The organism is Alistipes sp. DJF_B185 (genome assembly GCF_964250025.1).
GTDB classification, from domain to species: domain Bacteria; phylum Bacteroidota; class Bacteroidia; order Bacteroidales; family Rikenellaceae; genus Alistipes; species Alistipes finegoldii.
Map to the genome: position 1 here is coordinate 1 of NZ_CAXUDY010000015.1, position 23,980 is coordinate 23,980.

Consider the following 23,980-nt stretch of genomic DNA (forward strand, 5'->3'; position numbering starts at 1 on the left):
TACGTCCGGTTCGGAGGCGAGTATTGGGAAACCTATCATAGAAATATGACAAGGCGCCGGGTACTTAGCCTACATAATCAGATTGTAAAAGCTGTCAATTCGCACTTTTCCAACGTCACGATTCCGCATCAGATCGCCGCATTGGAACAGCGCATGAGGGAATTGAAAGCCTTTAGTATCAAGATACTGAACCTTGCCAAACAAGCTAAGGAATGGTTGCGAATATAAGATCGCGCCCCTCGCCCAGTGGAGCGTTGTATTATAACAAGGAGAAAGTGGATAAGGATGAAGCCGAAGTGCTCCTCTGGCAGAAGATGCTCGAACCGTTCGATAAACACGGGCGAATGGATATCGACGCTTGTATGGATAGTTTCCGGCCATACCTCGAAGCCAACCGCAGAACGACCAATACGGTATTCCATGTTTTACTGAATCCTTCGCCCGAAGACAAACTGACAGGCGAACAGTTACGGGAAACCGCCAAGGAGTATATGGAACGTATGGGATATGGAGATCAACCTTATATTGTTTTCAAGCATAATGACATTTCCAGAGAGCATCTCCATCTGGTATCGTTGCGTGTCGATGAGAACGGACATAAGCTGTCGCATGATTTCGAAACAGAATAACGGAGAGCAACGGCAAAGAATCGGGACTGTGGCTTTTCCGCGGTTCCGTTTTTTGCGCAGCGGGACATTATAAGATCTTCGACATCAACCTGCGGCAGCATTTCTATTCGCCGGAGGTGGTCCACGACTCGCTCTGCCGCAGCAATATTCTGAAAACAAACGACGAGGAGTTGACCGTCGTAAGCCGGATGTTCGGCATACAGGCGCAGTGCCGCGACCTGCTCGAAAAATACGGACTCCGTACCGTGATACTCACCTGCGGCGCCGTCGGAAGCCATGTATTCACTCCGGACGGCATGTCGTACGTCGCCACGCCGCACGTCGAAGTGGCCGACGGTGTCGGCGCGGGGGATTCGTTCACGGCGCAGATCAGAAAGGAATAGGCGGCGGTCAGTTGACCGCCGCTTGTTCTGATGAAACACCCGGAGACTTTCGTTTGCAATAACGTTCGCACTGCCCGGCGATGTCGTAGCCGAGCATCGCGCCGAGCATGAAATCCTCCTCGGCGGAGAGTTCGTTGAGCGGCTTGTGGATGAATGTCGCCACGGTCTCCAGACACATGCGGTTGCCGAAGTAAAGATTCACCTTGCTGTCGGTCACCGACTGAATCCGGTAAGCGATACCCAGCCTTTCCAGCCGCTCGGAGAGCAGAGAAGCGCAGGTGCGGCACATCGTGCAGAGCACCAGACTCCGTACACCTTTCTGGAACTCGTAAATCTGGTGCAGGAACAGCTTCATCGAATCGTAACGGCTGAACTCCTCGGCGCTCATCGTTACTCGTTTTTAATCTGTTCGCACCATGCGGCAACCCGCCGGTCGGTCTTGTCGGGCGCGCTTTCATCGACGGCAAGTCCCACGAACTTTCCGCCGCGGCAGACCAGCGAACCTGTTTCGTCATACCCTTCGGGCGCATAGGCTCCGACGAACGTGCAGCCGCTCTGCTGCAAGCCGTCGTAAATCAGCCCGACGGCATCGCAGAACGTATCGGGATAGGAACCGCTGTCGCCGCAGCCGAAAAGCGCCACCTTTTTACCGCTCAGATCCTGCGCCTTCAGCTGATCCAAAAAGCCGTACCAGTCGTCCTGCAATTCGCCTGCGCCCCACGTCGAAGAACCCAGCACGAGCAGGTCGTATTTCTGCACTTCGCCGGCCGGCGTATCGGCCACATTGTGTACATCGGCGTCCGCGACGCCCAATTGTTTGGCAATATCCGCAGCCACGGCCTCGGTCGTGCCCATCGTACTGCCGAAAAAGATACCAGTCATAATTTCGTCGTTTTTGGTTTACGGCAAAGAAACAGCATTCCCACCGGATCGTCAATACCGGATTTTAGGGGTTTTGGCGCGGCCGGATAGCATTATGATGGGATGCCGCACGAACGCAACTCATTATTATTGGTGATGATTGCAATGCAATTTACCAAGATATGGCGATTGCCGCATATGCCGGGGCGCTATACTTTTGTCCCGTGAAAACAGAACTATGCGGCTACTCCTGAAATATTTGCTATTTATCCTGCTGCCTGCGTACACGTACGGGCAGTCCGGCCGGCCCGACGCCGGGATCACGTTCGAAGTTACCGATTCCCTGCACAATCCGCTGGCGTATGCTACGGTGGCGCTGACTCCTATGTCGGGGGGGGGAAAGGCCTACGCGACGACGACCGATGAGGAGGGCCGGGCACGTTTCACCCTGCCCGCGAATACCTACAATGCGGATATCTCATATATCGGATATGTCTCCCAACGGATGGAGGTACGGCCCGTCAGCGGCAGCGACATGCTGCGGACCGTCCGGCTCCGGACAAGCGACACGCAGATCCGCGAGGTCGTAGTCACGGCGACCCAAGTGCGGGGACCGGTCTCGGGCGTGCATATCGGCCGGGACGCGATGAACCACATCCAGCCGTCGAGTTTCGGGGACCTGCTCGAACTGCTGCCCGGCGGACGGGCCTCCGACCCCTCGTTTTCCTCCTCGAACCACATTCATCTGCGCGAGATCGGCACCTCGAACAGCGATTACCAGACTACATCGCTCGGCGTTTCGTTCGTCATGGACGGAATTCCGATGTCGAACGACGCGGGCATGACATACAATTCGGGAACGACCGTCGGCAATAATATTTCATTGAACAGAGGCGTCGACATGCGCACGATGCCGACCGATGAAATAGCTTCGGTAGAGATTCAGCAGGGCATTCCGTCGGTCGAATACGGCGATCTGACCAGCGGACTGATCAAGATCAAGCGCAAGGAGGGAGGCCGCAACCTCGAAGCCCGCTTCAAAGCGGATCTGGGCAGCCAGCTGCTCTATGTCGGCAAAGGATTCGAATGGGGCGCTCCGGCCGACCTGCTGACGATGAACGTCGGCGCGACATGGCTCAACTCCCACGACGACCCGCGCAATACGCGCCAGAACTACCAGCGTGCGACCGGATCTTGGCGCATGAAGAAACGCTGGGAAAGCACCTCGGCCTACCGTTACACGTTGGGCGGATCGCTCGACTACACTGGCTCTTTCGACCGCCAAAAAAGCGACCGGGATATCGACGAAGGCCCGGCGGGCATCCCCCTCGAACGCTACAAATCGAGTTACAACAACGTCGTCGCGGCGGTGAATTTCACCGCCGAATCCAAGGGTGCGAATTTTTTCCGCAGCTTCGATTTTTCCGCTTCCGTCTCTTCCGAATTCGACCTGATCGACCGCTGGCGTTACCGAGCGAACAGCGGCAACGTCCCTATACGCACGGCAGTCGAAGAGGGCGTCTTCGATATGGAAGTGCTGCCGGTCCGCTATGAAGCGACCCTGCAGGTGGACAACAAACCGTTCTACGCCAACGCCAAGGCGGCAGCCCTGCTGGGAGCCGACACCCCGCTGAGCCGCAACACGATCCGCATCGGAGCCGAATGGAACATGTCGAAAAATTACGGTGGCGGTCTGCTTTACGACGTGACGCGCCCATTTACCGACCTGATGAGTTCCCATCCGCGGCGTTACGACGCCCTGCCGGCGCTGCACCGGCTCTCGGCGTTTCTGGAGGACAATACGACGATTACGGCCGGCGAGTGGCGGATCGAGATAATGGCCGGACTGCGTACGACGGCCATGGCCAATCTCGGAAGCCGTTACACCCTGCAGGGCAAATTCCATTTCGATCCGCGTGCCAACCTCTCGGTGACGCTTCCGGCGTTCGACATGGCAGGCGACCCGATGCGCATCACATTCGCGGGCGGCGCGGGATGGCACACCAAAACGCCTACGCTCGACCAGCTCTTCCCCGAACCGGACTACTCCTATTACACGCGGCTCAACTATTTCCCGGCGGACGACGAATCGAAACGCCGTATCAATGTGGAAGTCTTCAAGCACGACCCCACCAATTACGACCTGAAGGCGGCGCGGAACTTCAAATGGGAGGTGCGCGGCAATGCGGAGTGGAACGGATACGGATTGTCGGTAACCTATTTCCGGGAGAATATGACCTCGGGATTCCGCACCTCGACCGACGTACTCACCCGGACCTACCGCGAATACGACACCGGACCGCTCAAGAATATGGAGTTCACCGGACCGCCGCAGCTCGAATGGCTTCCCTACAAGGACAAAACGGTATTCCAGACCGTCGGCGTCAAGACCAACGGAAGCCGCACATTCAAGCAGGGCATCGAATTCTCGCTCTCCACGCGGCGCATCCGGGGGCTGGCCACGAAACTCATCGTCTCGGGCGCCTATTTCAAAACCCGCTATGAGAACAGCGAACCCCAGTACGTCCTGACGACCGTACAGCTCGCAGAAGGGACGCCCTATCCTTACATCGGGCTTTACGATCAGGACGACAACACGTTTCACGAAGTATGCAACACCAATTTCCTGCTCGACACCCAGATTCCCAAACTGGGGCTGATTTTCTCCACGTCGTTCCAATGCCAGTGGTTTTCCGGCATGAAGGCCGAATGGTGCAATCCTGCGCCGACCAGCTACCTCGACCTGCAGTTACAGGAACATCCGTTTACGGCCGAGTCGGCAGCCGACGGTATTTTGCAGCATATGATCCACGACAACGTATCGAAAGAAGCCTATCTCTACCGTCTCACGCCTTTCAGTATGAACGTCAATCTCAAAATCTCGAAACGGCTTTACCGCGACCGGCTCAACATTGCGATTTTCGTAAACCGGCTGTTCACATACAGTCCTTCGTACAGAAACGAGACCAGCGCACTGGTACGCCGCTATTCCAGCCCCTATTTCGGCATGGAACTCAACTTCAAACTGTAATGCGATGATGATGAAATCTACCATACGGACCCTGTTTCTGCTCTCCGCACTGCTGTTTTCGGCCTGCGAAAAAGACGATTCGATTTTCACCGAACTGTCCATCCGGTTCGTGATGCCGGACAGCCGCCCCGTCGAAAAGCTGGAAATACGCACGGACATCTCCTACTTCGACAATATCAACTCCGGAGAGCGGGTGCCATTTCCCGCCGCCGAACAGAACAGCGCGACAATACGGCTCCGCAAAGGGGTTTACACGTTCATCGTCGAAGCCGACGCGACCTATTCGACCGGAGAAAAGAAGATTCTGCGCTGCACGGATTACAATCAGATTCCAGCAGCAATGACTTGGGTAGAGGACAGCGAATCGATCGTGTTGTTACTAAAATCGATCTGACGATGATGAAGGCCCTTTTTCTGTCGATACTGGCGCTGCTGCCCGCCGCCGCTTCCGCCCAGCGCGATACGCTCGGCGTATTGGAGCGTTCTTCCGTTTTCAGCGCGGAGGACGAACGGGCCGTAGCCGGATTTCATACGGAGTCGCCCGCGATGATGCTCTACCGCAGCGAACAGTCGCTTTCGCAGATCTCGCTCCGCATCGACCTGCGCCGTGAGCAGGAGGCGCTGCTGCAGCCGCTGGGCGACGGAGCCTTCGACGGGGGATTTTATGCCGAAAGCTACCGGCGGCTCAGCGAGCGGTCGGCAGCGTGGGCAGACGCCCGGTACGTCCGCGGCAACCGCCGCAACGTCTGCTGGAACTCCACGGCCGACTACCTGCTGCTCTATCCCTGCATCACGGCGGATTCCGCCGGAGGAAACCTCTCGACCGAGGAATATGCTTTCGGCGGCGGCTATGTCCACCGGGTGGGACGCTTCGACCTTGCGATCCGGGGCGACTACCGCGCCGGACAGGAATACCGTCAGGTCGATCCGCGGCCCCACAACGTCGTGTCGGATTTCACGATCAAACTCGGCGTAGGCATGCAGTTCCCTCAGTACGTTTTGGGGCTGGACCTGCAGGGGCGGCTCTATAAACAGGATCAGGACATAGACTTTTTCTATCCGCCCGGCGCCAGCTCTTCCGAGCTGTATATGACCGGACTGGGCAGTTATTACACCCGCTATTCACTGAACAGCGAGAGTTTCAACATCGGCTATGACGGAAAGGGTTGTCTGCTGGCGGCACAGCTCATGCCGCGGCACGCGAAAGGCTGGTATGCCCGTGCCGCATTCGAAAGCCTTACGACGGAGCGGCTCAACAAATCCAACAACACGGTCCCCATAACCCGGCTCAAAACCCGTCAGGCGACCCTCTCCGCAGCCTACCGCAGCGGCCGCTGGAGCCTGCGCGCCGGAGGCGGCTATGAACTGCGCCGCAGTATCGAAATGATAGCCGACCGTACGGGACACAGCGTCATCGTCGATGAACAGGCGATGTATAAGAACCGTATCTGGCACGCCGACGCCGAAGCGACCGTCGAATGGCGGCGCGGCACGGTGAATTACATGCTCAGTCCCCGCGCGGAATGGCGGCAGTCCACGGCCACGTACGCCTATCCGGCACGGCGGATGCGGCTCGCGCAGTTCTGCGGAGCGGTACGCGGCAGCGCAGAATGGCTCCGTCCGCAGTGGCGCGTGAAAGCGACGGCAGGAATCGGCTGTTACGTCTCGCCCGACGAGGAGGTTTCGCTCAGCAACGTGCTGAACAACATTTCGGAATACCTGACTTACACGGCGGCGCGGCTGAGCGGCCGGGCCGTCTCCCCCGAGGTGTCCCTGCGGGCCGAACGCCGCCTGAGCCGGAATCTGGCCTGCTTCGCCGAGGCGGGGTGGACGCCCCGGTTTTACAGCGGAGGATTGTCCGAACACGTTCTGACGGCGACGTTCGGCATCCTGTTCTAAACGATCGAACCAATATTTGTCAAACCAATAATAAAAACCAATTATGAAAAAGCTTTTCTTAATTCTCACCACGGCCCTCTTCGCAGCGGGCTTCGCATCCTGCACCGACGATCCCGAAGAAACGGTCAATCCCGTCGTCGTATCCGAAATCTTGCGCGCGCTCGGCGGCAATGTGCTGGTAAACGTGCCCGAGGAAAATTTCGACGTGAATATTCCCGCCGATGCTGCGTCGTGGGTTCAGATCAATAAAGCCGAATCTTCGGGCAAAGCGCTGGTGCTGTCCGTCGATGAGAACGAAACGGGGACGGAACGTTCGACCGTCGTGAACGTGACGCGGAGCGGCAAGAGCACCGTTCTGGCGACCGTAACCATCAAACAGAGCGACATCACGCTGCAAGCCGGCGAATTCGTGATCGAGGAGATCTACTTCACAGGCACGGCGCTTCCCGAAACGGGAAAGCCTGACAAGTGGCTGGGCGACCAGTACATCAAGATCCGTAACAACTCCGACGAAGACCTCTATGCCGACGGCATGATGCTGATCCTTTCGAGCGGACTCAATTCGGGCATGAACAGCGAGATGATCGAAGGCAAGGACTTCCGCAAGGAGTGTTGTGCGGGCAATGCGTTCTACTGCATTCCCGGCAACGGACAGGATGTGCTGGTCAAAGCCGGCGAGTCGCTGATCGTCGTCAACAACGCCCAGAACCACACCATCGGCAACCCGAACTCGTGGGACGCCACGAAAGCCGATTTCGAGTGGTACGACGTTTCGTCGAACGAGAACTATCTGGATATCGACAACCCCGACGTGCCCAACCTCGACAAATGGTACGCTTCGACATTGACGGTCCAAGTGCTCCACAACCGCGGCTTCAACGCCGTGGCTATCGCCATGCCGCCCGTCGGCCTGACTGCAGAGCAGTTCCTCGCCGAATACCCGCTCAAAGACGCCCAGTATATCTTCCACTCCCCGAACGGCTCGGACTACACGCTGCCGCTGCGCAACTGCTACCGCGTGCCTAACGAATGGATACTCGACGCCGTGAACACAGGCTGCCGCGACGCATACTACATCGCCCCGTGGGACGCTTCGCTCGACGCAGGTTACGCATGGTGCGGTACGGCCGACGGAGATGCCGGCCGCTTCGGCAAGTCGGTGATCCGCAAGAGCGGTTCCAGCGGCAAACTCATCGACTCGAACAACTCGACCAACGACTTCGAGTCCAATACGAAGGCGTCGCTGATCAAGTAAGCCGGAAGAACGACCATTCTTTATGACCGATTCTGTCATCGAATGCCGCAACCTCACCCATTGTTACGGGGAGCGGCTGATATACAAAGACCTGAGTTTCGAGGTTCCGCGCGGGCGGATCCTCGGACTTTTGGGTAAAAACGGCACCGGAAAAACCACGACCATCAACATTCTGAGCGGCTATCTCCAACCGCGCGCCGGACAGTGTCTGATCTTCGGCGAGGATATCCGCACGATGCGGCCCGAAACCCGCGCCCGGATCGCCCTGCTGATCGAGGGACACGTGCAGTACGCCTTCATGACCATCGAGCAGATCGAACGGTTCTATGCGCGGTTTTATCCCCGCTGGAACCGCGACGCCTATTACGGACTGATGGAAATGCTGAAGGTGGCGCCCCGGCAGCGCATCTCGCGCATGTCGTGCGGACAGCGTTCGCAGGTGGCCTTAGGGCTGATTCTCGCCCAGAACGCCGATCTGCTCGTGCTCGACGACTTCTCGATGGGGCTGGACCCCGGTTACCGCCGCCTGTTCGTGGAATACCTGCGCGACTATGCGCAGAGCGAGGAGAAGACCGTTTTCCTTACCTCGCACATCATTCAGGACATGGAAAAGCTCGTGGACGACTGTATCATCATGGATTACGGAAGCATTCTGGTACAGATGCCCGTCGGCGAACTGCTCGGCACGTTCCGGCGATACACCTTCACGCCGGGCGCCGACGTCACGATCCCCGCCGGCGACGGCCTCTACCACCCGAGCGTCGTGAACGGGCGCGCCGAACTCTATTCGTTCGACTCCCCTGCGACGGTACAGGGCGTGCTGGAGCGCGCGGGCATTGTCTGCAGCGACCTGCGCGGCGAAACGCTGAACCTCGAAGACGCTTTCATCGGACTGACCGGAAAATACTAAACCCGAATTATGATCAAAGCCATATTCTACAAAGAGTGGATCAAAATGCGCTGCTTCTATCCGCTGAGCGCATTGTTCCTCTTCGGAGCCACCGCCTATGCGCTGCTGCGCGTCCAACGGGTGATAACCTTCAAGGGTGCGGCGCACGTCTGGGAGGTGATGCTCGAAAAGGAAGTTGTCTTCATCGACATTCTCCAATACCTGCCGGCCCTGCTGGGCGTATTGCTCGCAGTGGTTCAGTTCGTCCCCGAAATGGCCCAGAAACGGCTGAAGCTGACGCTTCACCTGCCCTTTCCACAGTGGAAGATGATTCTGCTGATGTCAGGCATCGGGCTGGGAGCGCTGGCATTGCTGTTCATCGTGCAAACCGCCGTGCTGTGGGGGTACTTCCACGCCCTGCTGGCGCCCGAACTGGTCGCGCGGATTCTGCTGACGGCGCTGCCGTGGTATCTGGCCGGGCTGACGCTCTACCTGCTGACGGCATGGATCTGTCTCGAACCCACATGGAAACGGCGGCTGGCGAATCTGCTGATCGCCGTGGGCGTCTGCCGGATCTTCTTCCTCTCCGACACCCCGCAGGCCTACGACGGCATGCTGCCGTGGCTGGCGCTGCTGCTGGTATGTTCGCTGTTCTTCCCGCTGCTTTCGGTATACCGTTTCAAGCAGGGATGTCAGGATTAACCCGCAAAACGACAAATCTATGATAAAGAGTATCAAAACCGGAATAATCCTCCTTGCGGCGCTTCTGCTGGCATGGCTGCTGCCGTGGTGCTACGCGTTCGTGTTCGCATCGCCTTCGTGGTCGCCGTTCACGCTCTACAGCTGCGTGACGCACGGATTCGCATCGGTGGATTTCGACCGCGAAAACAACGTCGCCGGACGCGATCTGCAGGGCAACACCTACACCCAGCAGCAGTTCGACAGTATCCTGCCGACGTTCTATTACCGCCAACTCGCCGCCGAAGGGAGGTTTCCGTCCGAAATCGAGGGCGTGGCGGTCGAATCGCGCGACGTGGAGCGCACGAACTTCATGTTCCGCACGTCGCCCGGCGAAATCAACCGCCGCAGACCGACGGTCTATCAACTGCTGGAATCGATGCCCGACCGCATCGATTTAGAACCGGCGACGGACGTGTTCCGCATCACCGGCGAGGGAATCGAGTTCGTCGATATGGAGACCAACACCATCGACCAAAAGAAGAGCGCGGCATTCACCAAAGTCCTGCGGGACAAGGGATTTTCGTTCCCGGCCCGCGTCGTCTCCGGCAACCCCTCGACGCGCAAGCGGTACGACAACGGCTACCTGCTGGTGGACGACGCGCAGCGCGTCTACCACATGAAGCAGGTCCGCGGCCGCCCGTTCGTGCGCCGTACCGACGTTGCGGACTCGCTGCAAATCGGCCAGATTTTCGTCACGGAGTTCGCCGACCGCAAAAGTCTCGGTTTTCTGGTGGACAGCAAAAAGCGTTTCTATACGCTCGGTGCGGAGGATTACAAACTGCACGAGATTCCCGTCGGGAAATTCGGCCCCACACGGGAGAACATGATGATCATCGGCGACATGTTCTACTGGACGGTCACCATCCAAGGCGCCGAATCGAAACGCTATGTCGCCGTGAACGCCCGCGACTATTCACTGGCGGACGAATACCGCCCCGAAGAGAAACCGCAGGCATGGGCCGAGTACGCAAAATACCTGTTTCCCTTCGAACTGTCGTTCACCTCGCCGCTGGACGGCTACGTAAAGCCCCGGATTGCGGAGGTGTCGTTTCAGGCCCTCTGGCTGGGACTCGCGCTCGGCGCGTTCTATGCGCTCATCCGCCGCAGATCGCCCGGCGGACGGCTCTGGCAGACCGTCGGCGTCGTCTTGTTCGGACTCTTCCTCTTCGTCCCGCTGCTGGTATTCGGCACGGCAAAACGATGACAACAAACCCATACGCAAGAGAAGGGCGGACGTTTTCGACGTCCGCCCTTTTATCACACGCAGTTTCCCGGATCAGGTCAGGAAAATAAACAGCAGCGGAATCAGAATCCCCGCGATCAGCTCGACGCCTCCGCGGCCCCGCAATCCTTTCGGGCCGCGCATCATCACCAGCCCGGAAAGCACGATTACGATCAATCCCGCTAAAAAGACATCCGAAAAGACCGTCCACCAGCGCGACGGATTGTAATGCAGCCGGTTCAGACTGCTCAGCACGGGCCGCTTGCGGATCGACTCGTAGACGGCGTGTCCCGACGCCAGATCGACCGTCAGCGAACTGCCGCCCCGGATAAAGACTTTCAACCGGTCCGGTTCGGGAAAGTAATGTTTCAGGTAATTGCCCTCCTCGCCGACGCGCAGGAGCAGTTCCTCGGCCCGCGCACGGGTCCACTCCTGCTCGGCGCGCGGTATCTCCTGTGCGAAGACCAGCTCGGTCCGGCGCACCGAATAATCGGAATTGAAATCGCGTTTGTGGTTGAGCATGAAGCCCGAAACCGCATAAATCAGCAGTACGCCCGAAAAGAAAAAGGAGAGGTCGCGGTGAACGGGCCTGCTCCATTTCCTCACGGCGGACATAAACGACCGTGTCCCCATGACGTGCAAAACTTCTTATTTCAAAACTTCATAACTCCCGCCGTCCACATGGTAGAACGAAAGGTATTCCTTGCCTTCTTTGGCTTTGCGGTCGGCGATACGGGCACGGAAGTCGGCGATACGCTTTTCGGTGCTGCTGGCAACCGATTCGCCGCGGGCCTGATGTTCGGCGCTGCATCCGGCTTCGCCCTCGCCGTGCTGCCGGGCGATCTGGTCCTTGAGCCGCAGCTCCCACTCGGCAAGGTAAGCCTCGTCGATCCGGTCTTCGACCAGCGTGCCCGTCACCCGCACGACGTTGTTCACGCATTCGGGCTTGAAGCTGCCGATCTTCTCTCCGGCTTCAATGCGGATCACCTGCGTATCGTCGGTTCCCATTAGGAAAATCTTGCGGCCCCCGTGGCGGCAGATATGCGTGCAGACGCCCTCGACCGTCACCTTGCCGCCGGTCAACTTCTCAGCATCGGCGAGCAGGTTATCGACCTCCATGACGGAACTCTGCGTTTCTGAGGTTTGAGTCTCCGAAGCGTTCTTTTTATTCGGGTTCCCGCCGCACCCAGCAAGGAAAAATACGGCGGCTGCAAGCGCCGCACAATAAACGAAATGTCTCATAATCGGTTTGAATTTTTTCTTCGTTTTCCGCATTCGGCGCAACGGGCCGTCCCGCAGCGTCTCGGCAGATTTTAGTAATACAAAGAAACGACATTACGCCGGGAACGGCAATACCTAATTTTAGGGGTTTTCAGGAGCCGCAATACCTTTATAGATGGATAGCGGCCGCTCCGAGACCGGGGTTTCAACGCTCCGTGATCTTATAATCTTCGCTCAGCACCCGCTGCAATTCGGCCAGCTCCGGCTCCCGCCCAGTGAATTCGACCGTCGCGGCAGGAGGATCGAGAGTAACAACGGCACGGAGACCTTCGATGCCGTTCAGGGCCTTTTCGACATGCATTCGGCAGTGGTTGCACATCATTCCTTCGATACGATACTCTTTTTTCATGGCTGTTTGTTTTTTGGTTATAAATTCTGTATTTATTTTATGGACGGCTTTCGTGCCGAGCCGTTTTGTACTCAGCTGCAGGCTATTGGCTACAACGCTCACACTACTCAGGGCCATGGCGGCCCCGACGAGCATCGAATTGAGCAGAAACCTGGTCAGCGGATAGAGCACGCCAGCGGCGACAGGCACGCCGATCAGGTTGTAGATAAACGCCCAGAAAAGGTTCTGCCGAACGGTGCGCACGGTCGCGGCCGAAAGGCGGACCGCCGCGGCGATCTTCGTCAGGTCGGACGAAAGAATCGTGACCTTCTCCACGTCGATCGCAATGTCGCTCCCCTGCCCCATGGCAATGCCCAGATCGGCCTGCGCCAGCGCCGCACTGTCGTTGATGCCGTCCCCGACCATTGCGACACAGCGACCATGGCAGCGAATTCTTTTGTCATAAGAAAATTGCAAAAACTATCGGTACAAAAGTATGTTTTGTCGATTCATATGCTTCCCCTGACAGAAAAGAGGCAATTGAAAATCAGAATAAACCATCAGACAATATATACTGAATGGGGCAGATTTCTTTGTGTTAACGGAAGAGTTTATTAAACAAGTGCAATACAATGAACAGAAGACATCGGGAAAATTAAAATTTTCTTCGTCTAAAAAAGTTCTTTAAACTAATTTCTTAAAATTGCACTCGCCGGTTGACCCTGCCTAATTTGCCCATCTCGAAAATTTTTCGTATCTTGCGATAGGTTATTTGAAATGCGGTATTTGAGCGCAAGAAGCTGAAAACAAACCGTTGCCTTCTCGTTACCTACTCTCCTATACAAAAATGTAACTACCATATAAATCAAGTCGTTACATTACTTTAATCCCGCACCCGAAAAGGCCGGGGATTTTTTGTGCAGTTCCCGGTGGGGCGGATCGGTCTGTCGGGTATTGTTTGCGACGAATTTGGGGATTGAATTTCTGTTTGTCAGATGCAAACTATATTTTTTAGTTTAAAAACTATGTAAAATAGTTGGATGTGAATTTTTTTTAGTTACCTTTGCTGGCGGACACCGGGATATACTCGTTTGCCCGGTTTTAAAAACAACCGACGCTATGGAAAAACTGACACGAAGGGAAGAGGAACTGATGCGCTGTTTCTGGGAACACGGCCCGCTGTTCGTGCGGGAACTGGTCGCGCTGGCCGCTGAGCCTAAACCCCATTTCAATACGCTTTCGACGATGGTCCGCGCTCTCGAAGCCAAGGGCTATGTCGGTCACAAGACCTTCGGAAGCACCTATCAGTATTATCCGGTGGTGACCGAAGAGGAGTTTTCCCGCCGCACGCTTGGCGGTGTCATCAGCAAGTATTTCGAGAATTCCTATCTTGGGGCGGTTTCCGCGCTGGTCGAGGAGGAGAAGATTTCGGTCGAGGACCTTCGAGAGCTGATCGACCGCATCGAAAATCAAAACCGCCGGTAGCCATGTACGCCCTGATGATCTACAGCCTGAAGGTCGGCGCCTGTCTGGCGGTGTTTTACCTCTTTTTCAAACTGCTGCTGAGCCGCGAGACCTTCCACCGCCTGAACCGTATCGTGGTGCTGGCGGCTATGGTGCTGTCGTTTATACTGCCGTTCTGCGTCATTACGATCTACCGTGAACTGCCTGCCGCACCGGAGATGCCGGCTGCGGAGCAGCTCTTCGAGGCGCCTGCCGAACCGCAGCCCGAACCGTTTCCGTGGGATAAGGCCGCGGCCCTTGTTTTTCTGACCGGAGCGGGGGCGACGCTGCTCTGGACGTTCGGATCGGTTTTCGGCGTGATCCGCATGATCCGCCGGGGACGTCGTGAACGTCTGGCCGACGGAACGGTGCTGGTGCGTATCGGCCGCTCGGTGACGCCTTTCAGCTGGTATCGTTATATCGTATTGTCAGAGAAGGATTTGGCCGAAAACGGCGACGCGATCGTCCTGCACGAAAAGGCTCATCTGCGTTTGCGCCATTCAGTCGATCTGCTGCTCACCGATCTCGCGGGCTGCCTCCAGTGGTTCAATCCCGCGATGTGGCTGCTTCGCCGCGAACTGCGGGCCATTCACGAATACGAAGCCGACGAGGCTGTCCTCGACAGCGGCGTCGATGCGAAACATTATCAACTATTATTAATAAGGAAAGCTGCCGGCGGGAGGTGGTACTCAGTCGCCAACAGCTTTAATCACAGTAAACTTAAAAACCGTATTACCATGATGTTACGTAAAAGATCGTCGCGGTGGGCCGTAGCCAGAGTGCTTTTCGTGCTGCCGCTTGCGGGACTCGCCCTCGGAGCGTTCGCCCGCACCGCCTATGTGTTTCCTGATGACAAAGGTAAAAAAGAAAATGTTACGATTCTCATTCGGAACGCAAAAATCGACCCTTCGGACGGAAAATCCGGCAATCCGCTGATTCTGGTGGACGGCCGCGAAGTGAGATCGATCGATTCGCTGTCGCCCGACCGGATCGCTTCGATTTCGGTGCTCAAGGATGCTGCGTCGGAAGCCCAGTACGGTGAAAAGGGCCGGGACGGCGTGATTATCGTCACGACGAAGGAGGGCGGTGCCGACCCGCAGATGCAGACGTTCACGTACGGCGGCAACAGCAGTTCGACTGCCGTCGTGGTGCGCGGAGCCGGGACAGAGCCTGATTCCCTTGCGGGGAGGGTGCGTACGATGACCTACAGGATCGACGGCAGGCGAGACTCGCTCGGCGGAGACATGGTCTGGAAAATAAACGGGCGGGACGTCGATGCCGGCGACTTGGAAGAGTTGTCCGGAAACGTCCGGTCGATCCGCATTACCAAGGACGCCGCCGTGCAGGGGGAAGATTCCGCTGCTGCGGAGGGGATGATGCGCATTATGACCGGACAGACGATGCAGGCTGCGGACGCCGGCCTGAAAGCAGCCGAAGCGGGGATGCAGGCCGCCCGTGCCGGGCTGGATGCGGCACGCCGGTATATGTCGGCCGAGGAGTGGAAGCAGGCGCAGAAACAGCTCGAAACGGCGCAGAAGCAGCTGGACGAAGCCCGCGCGCAGGCAAAGTCGGAAATCTCCTTCTCCGAGGCGATCGCAGTCGATATGCAGGACTCCTCCGCCGATACTGCTGACGGCGGGGCGGTCGTCGCGGGTGCGGTCGGCGGGACGGCGTCGGAAACGCCGTCTTATTGGCGCGTTACGACCGGCGAAGGCACGACGCGCGTGGATCATTCGAAAACGGAGTCCGGCAAAACGGTCTTTACGGGCCGCGTCACGCTGCACAATCCTTCGGAGATACCGGATAACTACGTGATTTTCATTAACGGCGAGCAAGCGTCCAAAGCGGACGTGCTTCGGCTTGCACCCCAGAAAATCAAGCGTATGGAGGTGTTGCGGGGCAAGGAGGCCGCCAAGGAATACGGTGCCGGCAGCGAGGGCGTAATCAAGATTACGACGCGCAGATAGCCGCAGGTAACCGCAGACAGCCGGAGGGGGACGGATTGCCGGGTTGAGACGATAAAATCCGTTGCCGTCCGGTTGTACACGACGAAAACCAACCGCCATAAGCATAAAAAGTTCGCGCCCGGAACGGTTCTGCCGTTCCGGGTTTTTTCGGCGTGCGGGCAATGCAGGCCCGAAACTTGCGGAAATCGTCCGTGACAAGTTGTCCTTGCCGGCGTAAATTCCGGTTGGCGGCAGTCTCGGCGGGTGTCGGCGCGGTGAATTTTCAGCCCGGCCGCCGTCGGTTTTGCCGGGACGACGCCTTCCCTGCGGAGAACCGTTCCGTGCAAAACCGAAAAATTTGGTTCTGCGCCCGGCTTGCGCTATCTTTGCATGGGAAACACAAAACAGAAGCTATGAAACGCCTGCTATTTTTTCTTACAGTCGTAACGCTCGTCTCGTGCGGCCGGTCGTTCGAGAAGCGTACGGCCAAATATGCCGAAGTAGGGGAGGTGAGCGACAACCGCGCGGCCGTGCTCGACATCAACGAGGGCGTAGGCCGCTGGGGCTATGTCGATGGAACGGGGCGGCTGGCGATCGAATGCCGCTATGCCGACGCCCGCCGATTTGCCGACGGACTGGCTGCGGTGCAGGTCCCCGAAGGAGCTTGGGGATATATCGACACCGTGGGACGGCTCGTGATCGCTCCGCAGTTCGTGCTTGCCGAACCGTTTGAGGACGGCATGGCGTGGGTGCAGGCCGCGGGCGAGCTTTGGGGCCGCGTTGATAAGTCGGGGAAGATGGTTATTCCCTGCCTGTATTCCGAAATCGGCGAGCCGGACGAGCGGGGCTGGATGCGCGTGCTGCGCGACGGCAAGTGGGGCTATCTGCGCGAAAACGGTGAAGTGGTCGTGCCGTGCGACTACAACCTGATCGGCGAGCCTAACGCATACGGGCTGATTCCCGTGACGAGCGGCGGCAAGCACGGCTTCTTGGACGCCGACGGTCGCGAGGTGCTTCCCTGCTTTTTCACCTACATTTCCGATTTCAAGGACGGCTATGCCCGGACGAACTACGGCGGCAGCATGGTGCTGCGCGACGAGCCTTACGGCGGGCAGTGGGGATTGATCGACACGCTGGGCCGCGAGACGATTCCCTGCCGGTACTACTACCTCGATACGCCGGGTGAAGGACTTGCGGCCTTTATGCTCGAACAGTTCGGCAATTACGGCTATGTGGACGTAAAGGGCAATGTGGCGATTACGCCCCGTTTCGCCGTGGCGCGGCCCTTTTCGGGCGGTGTCGCCGTGGTGAGCTACAACAATGTCAATTACGGACTGGTGGACCGCAACGGCAATGAAGTCAGCTCGTTCCGCTATAAACGCATCGGGGAGTTCCATGACGGTCTGGCGCCGTTCAATACCAACCTTTACGGCATGAATTTTCAGGGGATGGAGCCGCGCTGCGGGTATATCGACACCGAAGGGCGCGAAGTGCTTCCCGCCAAGTGGGACGATGCCGGCGAGTTCAGCGAGATGCGCGCCCCGGTGATGCGTTTCGGCGTAAATTCCGAGGATTTCTACGACGCCCGCTGGGGCTATATCGCCACGAACGGCCAGCTCGTCGTACCCTTCAAATACCACGAGGCATATCCTTTCAGCTGCGGTCTGGCCCGCGTTTTCGTCAAGGGGCTGGGGTACGGCTATATCAACCGCAAGGGCGAAGAGGTCGTTCCCTGCAAGTATCAGGAAGCCGAAGATTTCCACGACTTTACGGCGAAAGTGAAACAGTACGACCGGGTGATGACGATCGACGACAAGGGGCAGATCGTCGAAGGGCAATAAAAAAACGGAGGTCCGAGACCTCCGTTTTTTTGTTGGCTGTCCGGTCCGCCGACTTATTTGAATCCCACGATTTCGGGCCGTGTCGGACGGTAACGGTATTGTTCGATGCGGGTCTGGTTCGATACGCGGACATATTCGCTCTCGACCAGTCCGCGTTTGCCGAAGGCGAGTCCCAGACGTATCTGTATCGTGTTGAAAATCAGCCTTTCGTTCTTGATGCGCACGCCGAAGCCGAACGAAGTGAAGAAGTCGTTCTTGAAGATGTTGGGGGAATAGCCGATCAGTCCGAAGTCGGCGAATCCGAACAGGGCGATACGGAAGCCGAGGGGCTGATAGGGCGTGAAAAATACGGTCTCCGTGTTGAGGATCATGCGGTTGGTGCCGGTGACATGCTCCTTGAGCGCCTGCAGTCCGTTTATGCGGGTCATGCGGATTATTTCGTCGCTGCCCGTGCCGCGGTTCCAGCCCTGCGTATAGTTGAAGGCCAGAAACTGGCGGATGCGGCTGCGTTTGAACATGAACAGGTTCGAGAACCACTTCAGGTCCACGTCCACCGCACTATGGCGCCACATGCCGGTTGCGAGGTCGATATAGCTTCCCAGCGTGATACTTCCCATGACATAGCCCACCGAGCGGAATCCGCCGGTCGTATAGGTCATGCCCAGATACATTTCGTCGTTGAATTCGCCCCACGAGTATCCGCCGACCAGCTCGGCCTTGTAACCCGTCGCAAGGTACTCCCTTGTGCCGAATCCGTAGATCATGTTGGCCGAATAGAACTTCTCGCGGTAGAGACCGGCCCCGAAGAGCATGGCGTCGTAGTCGTGCAGCGCGGGGTTGTGGTTGGGGGCTACCAGCGGCCGCCGGCTGAAACGGGCGTAGCTGTAGCGTCCCGTGAAATATATGCTCGAATTGATGGAGCGGATATAGCGCGACTTGCCGCCCCATGCGTCCAGATTGCGGACCTTGATGAGCAGCGAAGTGTCGAGGTCGATCATGTAGCGCTTCGACTTGACATCGCTGTACGTAAGGCCGATTTCATAGTCCGTCGGACGTATGAACTCCTTGCGCAGCCCCATGTTCAGCTCCGAGTTGTAGAAGTCGCGTCCGGCCGAAAAATCCGCCGTGTAGAAACTTCCCAGAACGTTGGGGATTTCGTATTCGACGATGTTGCCGCCGTATGAGAAGTCTTTGCGGCTGAAGTTGGTATTGAACTTCAGGGTGTTGCCCCAGCCGAAAATGTTGGCGTCCGACAGTCCGACCATCGTGCGGCCCTCGCCGTGGATGGCGCCGTCGACGCTGATCGTCCAGCTGTCACGGGTGCATATGACCATATTGACGCGTGTCGAATCCAGCGAATCGGGCATCAGGGTGATATCGACGTCGGAGATGTAGGGGCGCGAGCGGAGCAGCTGCTTGTTGCGCACGATCAGCTGCGGGTCGATCTTGTCGCCCGGCTTGAAGAGCAGGTCGCGGCGGATGACCCGGTCGCGCGTCAGCATGTGTATCTTGTTGCCCGTGCGTTCGAGCCAGTTGCCGTCGGAGTCGAAGGGATGCTGACGCTCGATGGTGATGTCGCCCACGGTTTTTCCCGCATAGGGTTCCAGCAGGCGGCTTTCGTCCACTACGCGGCCGCTGAATGTGGTGTCCAGCACGGGCTTTACGAAAAGCATTCTGTAGAGCATGCGCGGCACGGCGCGGCGGTTAGTCTTGGACTGGATGCTGTCATATAGCCTTTGATTGCGCTCGGAGGTGGCGGTGTTCAGGCTGTCGGGCTTGAATCCGTCGGGCGAGTTTATGTTGGGCGAAGTTATTTCGGGACCGCGCATGCCGGGACCGGCCGTTCGGGCGAAACAGACGCTCACTGCCGCGAGGACGGTTAGTACGAGTATGCAGATCCGGCGATACATGTCATCAAAGATAACGTAATTTTTCGGCAAAACGTATAAAAAAGCGGCTCCCCGAAACAGGAAAAGACGGCCGTGACGGTCGTCTTTTCCTCAATATACACTCTCTGCGGATGTTATCTCCGGGCATGTCCTGCGATTTTTCCGCCTTCCGGAATCGTACCGGGGCCGTGACGCCACGTCGGAGTCCGTCTGCGCGCCCTTCCGGTTCTACCTGCGTCCCTCCTTGGCCTCGATACACTCGGTGGCGTGGGGCACTTTCATCAGGCGCTCCTTGGGAATGAGCTTGCCCGTGGTTTTACAGATGCCGTAAGTCTTATTCTCGATACGCACGAGCGCCATTTCCAGATTGCGTATGAACTTCATCTGGTGCGCCGCCAAGCGTCCGCTCTCCTCTTTCGAGAGAGTCGCTGCGCCCTCTTCGAGGACCTTGAACGTCGGCGAGGTATCTTCCGTGTCGTTGTCTGCCGTGTGGGTGATAGTGGCGCGCAGCAGCTCGTAGTCCGCACGCGCGTTCTCCAGCTTCTTCAGGATAAGCTGCTTGAACTCTTCGAGTTCGGCGTCGCTGTATCTCGTTCTTTCGTCTGCCATAGTCGTCTTCTCCTTAATTAGGTTTTATGTAAAATTAACTATTTTTTTCGTAAATACCAAATTTTACATCTCATTATACGATTCCGCCCGGACATACCCGCGCATCGTGCTCAGCATGAAACGCTTGCCGTTCCAAATTCACCGAAAAAGGGACTTGGAGACGTTCCGGACGGGCTAAATCCGCGTTACGGCGATCCGTACCGGCTCGTCATCGACATCCGAATCGACGATCACTCCGCCCGCAGGTTGTGCCGCGGTCTTGACCTCGACGGCCAGCGTCTGCGATGCGATGTAACCGGCGTATTTGGCGACGGCGTCGGCCACAAGCTCCTTCTGCTCGATCTCGACCCGGATCTTGTCCGTCACTTCGAATCCCGAATCCTTGCGGATATTCTGGATGCGGTTTATCAACTCGCGTGCCACGCCTTCCGCGCGCAGCTCCTCCGTTACGGTGATGTCGAGCGCCACGGTCAGCTTGCCTTCCGACGCCACGAGCCAGCCCGGCATGTCCTCCGAGGTGATCTCGAAATCGGCGGGGGTTACGGCGATCTTCTCGGCGCCGAGGTCGAGGATCGTCTCCGGAGCGGCTTCGATTTCGGCGATCCGCTCCTGCGTGAACTCCGCGGTCATGGCGGCGATCTGCTTCATGTATTTGCCGTAGCGCGGTCCCAGCGTCTTGAAGTTGGGCTTGATGCGCTTGGTGATAATGCCCGCCGTGTTCTCGATCAGCTCGATCTCCTTGACATTCACCTCGTTCATGATGAGCGTCTTCACGGCGGCGATATGCTGCGCCATTGCCGGGTCGAGCACCGGAATCAGTATTTTGGTCAGCGGCTGGCGCACCTTGATCGAGACTTTGCGGCGCAGGGCCAGCACCATCGACGATACGCGCTGGGCCAGCGACATCATCTCTTCCAGATCGGCGTCGATCAGCTTCCCGTCGGCCTTCGGGAAGGTCGAGAGGTGTACCGATTCGTCCGTATGGCGGCCGCTTACGGCGTTCAGGTCGCAGAAAATGCGGTCCGAGATGAACGGTGCGAACGGCGCCGCGAGCATCGAAACGGTCTCCAGACAGGTGTAAAGCGTCTGATAGGCCGCCAGTTTGTCCTCGTTCATGCCGCCGCCCCAGAAACGCTTGCGGTTGAGGCGTACGTACCAGTTGGAGAGGTTTTCGCCCACGAACTCCTGAATGGCGCGCGCCGCAGGCGTCGGGTCGTAATCTTCGAGCGAACGCGTCACGTCCCTGACCAGCGTGTTGAGCAGCGAGATGATCCAGCGGTCGATCTCCGGACGCTTCTCCACGGGAACCTCCGGCTCCCGGCCCGTAAATCCGTCCACGTTGGCGTAGAGGGCGAAGAACGAATAGGTATTGTAGAGCGTTCCGAAGAACTTGCGGCGCACTTCGTCCACGCCGTCCCTATCGAATTTGAGGTTGTCCCACGGCTGCGAGTTGGAGATCATGTACCAGCGCGTGGCGTCGGCTCCGTAGGTGGCCAGCACCTCGAACGGATCGACGCCGTTGCCCAGGCGCTTGGACATCTTGTTGCCGTTCTTGTCGAGCACAAGACCGTTCGAAATGATGTTCTTGAAAGCCACCGAGTCGAACAGCATCGAGGCGATGGCGTGCAGCGTGAAGAACCAGCCGCGCGTCTGGTCCACGCCTTCGGCGATGAAGTCGGCCGGATAGACCGTCTTGAAATGCTCGCCGCCGTTCTCGAACGGGTAGTGCAGCTGCGCATAGGGCATGGCTCCCGAATCGAACCACACGTCGATCAAGTCGCTTTCGCGCTTCATCGGCTCGCCCTTCGACGAGACCAGCACGATGCCGTCCACATAGGGGCGGTGCAGGTCGATATTTTTGGTCGAATAGTTCTCCGCCGACATGTCGCCGACCTTGAAATTTTTGTAGGGATTCTCCTTCATGAAGCCTGCGGCGACCGACTTTTCGATTTCGCCCGTCAGCTCTTCGATCGAGCCGATGCACTTCAGCTCCGAGTAGTCCTCCGTCGCCCATACCGGCAGCGGGGTTCCCCAGAAGCGCGAACGCGAAAGGTTCCAGTCCACCAATCCTTCGAGCCACTTGCCGAAACGGCCCGTGCCGGTCGATTCGGGCTTCCAGCGGATCGTCTTGTTTAGTTCGATCATCCGCTCGCGCAGGGCCGTGGTGCGGATGAACCACGAGTCGAGCGGGTAGTAGAGCACCGGTTTGTCCGTACGCCAGCAGTGGGGGTAGGAGTGGGTGTGCTTCTCGATCTTGAAGGCCTTGTTTTCGGCTTTGAGCATCACCGCGATGTCGATGTCGAGCGTCGTCTCGGCATCGCAGGCGATATTCGGATCGTATGCGTTTTTCACATAACGGCCCGCATACTCCCTGTATTTTGCGGCGTCGACATTATTTTTCACGAATTCGGGATCGAGCTCCTCCAGCAGAAAGAATTTGCCCTGCCTGTCTACCATCGGCTGATTTTTGCCGGCCTTGTCCACCATGAACAGCGGCGCAATGCCTGCGGCGCGGCCTACGCGGTCGTCGTCGGCGCCGAACGTCGGCGCGATATGCACGATGCCCGTACCGTCCGAAGTGGTCACGTAGTCGCCGACGATCACGCGGAACGCGTCGCCCATCGGCTTTACCCACGGGATGAGCTGCTCGTAGCGGATGCCTTCCAGTTCGGGACCCTTCCAGCTTTCGCCCGTGATCTCATAGGTTCCCTCCATCTTCTTGGTGAAGTATGCGGGCACGAGCTCTTTGGCGAGGATGACCGTCTGCGGACGGTCGGTATAGGGGTTGCGGCATTTGACCTTGACGTATTCGATCGCGGGACCTACGGCCAGCGCCGTGTTCGAGGGCAGGGTCCACGGCGTGGTAGTCCAAGCCAAGAAATAGAGCGGTCCCTCGACGCCGGCGAAAAGCTTCTCGCTCTTCTGGTCGCGGATGACTTCGAACTGCGCCGTGCAGGTCGTGTCCTTCACGTCGCGGTAGCAGCCGGGCTGGTTCAGCTCGTGGGTCGAGAGACCCGTTCCCGCCGCCGGCGAGTAGGGTTGGATGGTGTAGCCCTTGTAGAGCAGCCCCTTGTCGAAGAGCTGCTTGAGGAGCCACCACAGCGTCTCGATGTATTTGTTGTCGTAGGTGATGTAGGGATCGTCCATGTTGACCCAGTAACCCATTTTGCGGGTCAGGTCCTCCCACATGCCCGTAAACTCCATGACGGCTTCGCGGCAGGTGCGGTTGTACTCCTCGATGGTGATCTTTTTGCCGATGTCCTCCTTGGTGATGCCGAGCTTCTTCTCGACGCCCAGTTCGACCGGAAGTCCGTGCGTATCCCAGCCCGCCTTGCGGTGCACGAGGTAGCCCTGCTGCGTTTTGTAGCGGCAGAAAACGTCCTTGATCGTACGGGCCATGACGTGGTGGATGCCCGGCGTGCCGTTGGCCGACGGGGGGCCTTCGTAAAATACGAACGCGGGGTGTCCTTCGCGCGTGGTGATGCTTTTATGGAATGTATCGCGGGCGTCCCACTCGCCGAGCACGTCGGCGGCCGTCTGCGCCAGATCGAGACCTTTATACTCTTTGAACTTCATGGTGTATGTGTTTTGTTTTCGTTCGGATCCTGCACCCGGAGCAAAGCCGGAACTGCCGGAAACGTCATTCGTTTTCCGACAACTCGCAAAGATATAA

The 23,980-nt window shown here is 57.8% G+C and carries 18 protein-coding genes and 3 pseudogenes; 13 read left to right on the forward strand and 8 right to left on the reverse strand.

The genetic code is table 11. The features are described from left to right. The 3 genes and pseudogenes from ACESTR_RS13520 to ACESTR_RS13530 form a co-directional block, all read left to right on the forward strand. A pseudogene (locus ACESTR_RS13520) lies at nucleotides 1-228 on the forward strand (hypothetical protein); the annotation flags it as partial. After that, on the forward strand, nucleotides 213-629 hold the full coding sequence (locus ACESTR_RS13525; protein ID WP_009597725.1) for a relaxase/mobilization nuclease domain-containing protein: 417 nt from the start codon (nucleotides 213-215) through the stop codon (nucleotides 627-629). The pseudogene ACESTR_RS13520 and the gene ACESTR_RS13525, both read left to right, overlap by 16 nt. A 62-nt stretch (nucleotides 630-691) precedes the next feature. Next, nucleotides 692-994 (forward strand): annotated as a pseudogene (locus ACESTR_RS13530) (PfkB family carbohydrate kinase); the annotation flags it as partial. Nucleotides 995-1,019: 25 nt separating this feature from the next. Here the strand turns inward: ACESTR_RS13530 and ACESTR_RS13535 are convergent. Together ACESTR_RS13535 and ACESTR_RS13540 are read right to left on the reverse strand one after the other, a co-directional pair. Next, nucleotides 1,020-1,400, reverse strand: a complete 381-nt coding sequence (locus ACESTR_RS13535) for a DUF2023 family protein (RefSeq protein WP_009597722.1) — start codon at nucleotides 1,398-1,400, stop codon at nucleotides 1,020-1,022. A gap of 2 nt (nucleotides 1,401-1,402) precedes the next feature. Beyond that, nucleotides 1,403-1,894 carry a flavodoxin gene (locus ACESTR_RS13540; protein ID WP_009597720.1) on the reverse strand — a complete coding sequence of 164 codons (492 nt, stop codon included), beginning with the start codon at nucleotides 1,892-1,894 and terminating at the stop codon, nucleotides 1,403-1,405. Nucleotides 1,895-2,111: 217 nt separating this feature from the next. On the opposite strand from ACESTR_RS13540, the gene ACESTR_RS13545 reads away from it, so the two are divergent. From ACESTR_RS13545 to ACESTR_RS13575, 7 genes are read left to right on the forward strand one after another with little or no spacing between them, the layout of a single operon-like run. Then, complete coding sequence (locus tag ACESTR_RS13545; RefSeq protein WP_373179367.1) at nucleotides 2,112-4,904, forward strand: carboxypeptidase regulatory-like domain-containing protein; 2,793 nt, start codon at nucleotides 2,112-2,114, stop codon at nucleotides 4,902-4,904. 4 nt (nucleotides 4,905-4,908) lie between these two features. Beyond that, a complete protein-coding gene (locus ACESTR_RS13550) occupies nucleotides 4,909-5,298 on the forward strand; it encodes a hypothetical protein (RefSeq protein WP_009597716.1) in 390 nt (129 codons plus the stop codon). A gap of 2 nt (nucleotides 5,299-5,300) precedes the next feature. Beyond that, complete coding sequence (locus ACESTR_RS13555) at nucleotides 5,301-6,803, forward strand: DUF6850 family outer membrane beta-barrel protein (protein WP_244076793.1); 1,503 nt, start codon at nucleotides 5,301-5,303, stop codon at nucleotides 6,801-6,803. A 43-nt stretch (nucleotides 6,804-6,846) separates the two neighbouring features. Continuing rightward, complete coding sequence (locus tag ACESTR_RS13560) at nucleotides 6,847-8,058, forward strand: DUF4876 domain-containing protein (protein WP_373179368.1); 1,212 nt, start codon at nucleotides 6,847-6,849, stop codon at nucleotides 8,056-8,058. Nucleotides 8,059-8,080: 22 nt separating this feature from the next. Beyond that, a complete protein-coding gene (locus ACESTR_RS13565; RefSeq protein WP_009597708.1) occupies nucleotides 8,081-8,968 on the forward strand; it encodes an ABC transporter ATP-binding protein in 888 nt (295 codons plus the stop codon). A 9-nt stretch (nucleotides 8,969-8,977) separates the two neighbouring features. Then, complete coding sequence (locus ACESTR_RS13570) at nucleotides 8,978-9,649, forward strand: hypothetical protein (protein WP_014776532.1); 672 nt, start codon at nucleotides 8,978-8,980, stop codon at nucleotides 9,647-9,649. A 19-nt stretch (nucleotides 9,650-9,668) separates the two neighbouring features. Then, nucleotides 9,669-10,892, forward strand: coding sequence for a DUF4857 domain-containing protein (locus tag ACESTR_RS13575; RefSeq protein WP_009597715.1), 1,224 nt, complete (start codon nucleotides 9,669-9,671; stop codon nucleotides 10,890-10,892). A 72-nt stretch (nucleotides 10,893-10,964) separates the two neighbouring features. Here the strand turns inward: ACESTR_RS13575 and ACESTR_RS13580 are convergent, their stop codons facing one another. From ACESTR_RS13580 to ACESTR_RS13590, 3 genes and pseudogenes are all read right to left on the reverse strand, one after another. Then, on the reverse strand, nucleotides 10,965-11,525 hold the full coding sequence (locus ACESTR_RS13580) for a PepSY-associated TM helix domain-containing protein (protein WP_015547716.1): 561 nt from the start codon (nucleotides 11,523-11,525) through the stop codon (nucleotides 10,965-10,967). A 33-nt stretch (nucleotides 11,526-11,558) separates the two neighbouring features. Then, nucleotides 11,559-12,185, reverse strand: a complete 627-nt coding sequence (locus ACESTR_RS13585; protein WP_009597723.1) for an OB-fold nucleic acid binding domain-containing protein — start codon at nucleotides 12,183-12,185, stop codon at nucleotides 11,559-11,561. Between the two features lie 151 nt (nucleotides 12,186-12,336). Continuing rightward, nucleotides 12,337-12,987: pseudogene (locus ACESTR_RS13590) on the reverse strand (metal-transporting ATPase); the annotation flags it as partial. 651 nt (nucleotides 12,988-13,638) lie between these two features. Between ACESTR_RS13590 and ACESTR_RS13595 the strand changes: the two are divergent. From ACESTR_RS13595 to ACESTR_RS13605, 3 genes are all read left to right on the forward strand, one after another. Continuing rightward, the gene (locus tag ACESTR_RS13595) at nucleotides 13,639-14,004 is read left to right on the forward strand and encodes a BlaI/MecI/CopY family transcriptional regulator (RefSeq protein WP_009598699.1); all 366 of its coding nucleotides are present in this window, start codon (nucleotides 13,639-13,641) and stop codon (nucleotides 14,002-14,004) included. A 2-nt stretch (nucleotides 14,005-14,006) separates the two neighbouring features. After that, nucleotides 14,007-15,989, forward strand: a complete 1,983-nt coding sequence (locus tag ACESTR_RS13600) for a M56 family metallopeptidase (protein WP_302270015.1) — start codon at nucleotides 14,007-14,009, stop codon at nucleotides 15,987-15,989. 392 nt (nucleotides 15,990-16,381) lie between these two features. Then, a complete protein-coding gene (locus ACESTR_RS13605) occupies nucleotides 16,382-17,809 on the forward strand; it encodes a WG repeat-containing protein (protein WP_227042773.1) in 1,428 nt (475 codons plus the stop codon). A 53-nt stretch (nucleotides 17,810-17,862) separates the two neighbouring features. On the opposite strand, the gene ACESTR_RS13610 is transcribed toward ACESTR_RS13605, so the two are convergent. The 3 genes from ACESTR_RS13610 to ileS form a co-directional block, all read right to left on the reverse strand. After that, nucleotides 17,863-19,719, reverse strand: a complete 1,857-nt coding sequence (locus ACESTR_RS13610) for a hypothetical protein (protein ID WP_227042772.1) — start codon at nucleotides 19,717-19,719, stop codon at nucleotides 17,863-17,865. Nucleotides 19,720-19,926: 207 nt separating this feature from the next. Beyond that, nucleotides 19,927-20,307, reverse strand: a complete 381-nt coding sequence (locus ACESTR_RS13615; protein ID WP_009598700.1) for a TraR/DksA family transcriptional regulator — start codon at nucleotides 20,305-20,307, stop codon at nucleotides 19,927-19,929. A 174-nt stretch (nucleotides 20,308-20,481) separates the two neighbouring features. Further along, on the reverse strand, nucleotides 20,482-23,883 hold the full coding sequence (gene ileS, locus ACESTR_RS13620) for an isoleucine--tRNA ligase (protein ID WP_373179370.1): 3,402 nt from the start codon (nucleotides 23,881-23,883) through the stop codon (nucleotides 20,482-20,484). Nucleotides 23,884-23,980: the final 97 nt, after the last annotated feature.